We start from the raw sequence: 1,723 nt of genomic DNA on the forward strand, positions 1-1,723 counted from the left end.
CGTAATAATATAATGCATGATAAGGAGCTTTAAATCTGCCGGCACAGAGGATATTTTTGATGGTGTGCCATCACAGGCAGCTCGAGGATGCTGTCCTCAAAACATCTGGCCGGTTGCCCGCCGGAAACTGGATCAAATCAACAGAGTTCGGGATGTCAATGAACTTAAATTGCCTCCTGGCAATCGACTGGAGAGATTGAAGGGCGACCGGGAGAATCAATACAGTATCCGTATTAACCAACAATATCGAATCTGTTTTATATGGGAGGAAGGCGATGCCTATGAAATCGAAATCACAGATTACCACTGATGCTGGGAGGCGGTTGCCAAGGAATCGTCCGCGGACACATCCCGGGGAGATGCTTTTTGAGGAATTCGTTAAGCCACTTGGGCTTACTCAAGTAGAACTGGCACGTTGTCTTGGCGTTTCTTATCCTCGGCTCAACGAAATTATTAAAGGCAAGCGTTCGGTTACGCCGGATACGGCATTGCGGCTTTCCCGGGTGTTGGGCATGTCCCCGGACTTTTGGCTTGGCCTGCAGCAGGATTGGGACCTCTGGCATGCCATGAACAGCCCTGAAGCAGACCATATTAAGCGTCTGAAACCAATCCCAAGGAACCAACATTCTTTTGCATAACCTTCTTCAGCATTTGCTATATGTTCAGATATCACTTGATGGCTTTAAGTGAGAAGCATGTTAGCTCAGCCTGCGGCTATGCCTCGATAGCAGTCCACCCCATGCAAAAGTGCATACAACCCCTGTCTCGTTTGATTCCTGTTGAAAACTTACCAAAAAGCTTCTATTCGGGGCTCACTTCCCACCATCAATCATATCCAGGAGGCTGTAATGGCAGAAAAAGGCGATGATCCCCAGACAAAAGCTCTAACCTGGGATGAAGTTTCATATTCCAACATGATTCAGCATGAGGCTCTGATCTCTCTGCTTCTGGAAAAAGGTGTAATCACCGAAGAGGAATACTTGGACAAGGTCAGGCAGGTCACCAGGGAACTTCAGGACAGGCAAGCAGGACAGTAATCTGTGAGGCGTCTGACTCTTTCAAGACGGGATGGGGAAAGGTATTTTTTGACAAAGCACATCTTTGTATCCACCCAAAGAATAGCCAGGCTACTCCACTCCCAGCCCCTTGAAGACCGCATCCACAGGATCGGCGTAGAAGCTGGCCTGGAACTTGGCGAAGAGTTCTCCCGGGATAGTCTGGATGTCACCTACGCTGCTCATGGGCAGTAAGGTGCTTAGCACAAATTTCATACCAACATGTTTGAAACTTTTTTCTGACATCCTGCTTGTCACGCCCATGGCGTGATTAAACAAATCCGAAGGTTTACCCGTTTAAACCGGGTCCCTCCGGGTGTTTAACTCGGGATTTCCTGCAAAGCAGGGTTTAACTGGGCCTGCCCCAATGAATAGGCTTACGTGCACGTAGTAACTCCCCTCCTTAGCCAAGGAGGGGCCGGGGGTGGTTGTAACCGATCCCTTCATTACCTCTACCCTCCTTTAGGAAGAAAGTATGGCTGTAGGTGGGTATCCATGTGTGGGTGTAAAGATATTTTGACTCCCATACTTCTTAAGGCCAGGGGTGGTTGTATGTGATCCCTTCCTTTCCATATACATTTCGTGGAACACTGCCAGAAAAAAGGCTGGTCTGGAGGATGTGAAAATCCATGCCCTGAGGCACAGCTTCGCCAGCTTCCTGGTTAACG

General features: G+C 48.7%; 3 protein-coding genes. All 3 read left to right on the forward strand.

Annotation, left to right across the window (positions count from 1 at the left end; all coding sequences use genetic code 11):
- Positions 1–16 precede the first annotated feature (16 nt).
- A complete protein-coding gene (locus tag D5S03_RS05565; protein WP_287042949.1) occupies positions 17–310 on the forward strand; it encodes a type II toxin-antitoxin system RelE/ParE family toxin in 294 nt (97 codons plus the stop codon).
- Positions 282–638: a HigA family addiction module antitoxin gene (locus tag D5S03_RS05570; RefSeq protein ID WP_287042950.1), complete on the forward strand. Its 357-nt coding sequence runs from the start codon at positions 282–284 to the stop codon at positions 636–638. Before D5S03_RS05565 ends, D5S03_RS05570 begins: the two co-directional genes overlap by 29 nt.
- 210 nt (positions 639–848) lie before the next feature.
- Positions 849–1,037: a hypothetical protein gene (locus D5S03_RS05575; protein ID WP_008868610.1), complete on the forward strand. Its 189-nt coding sequence runs from the start codon at positions 849–851 to the stop codon at positions 1,035–1,037.
- Positions 1,038–1,723: the final 686 nt, after the last annotated feature.

This window comes from Desulfonatronospira sp. MSAO_Bac3, assembly GCF_003838035.1.
Lineage (GTDB): Bacteria > Desulfobacterota > Desulfovibrionia > Desulfovibrionales > Desulfonatronovibrionaceae > Desulfonatronospira > Desulfonatronospira thiodismutans.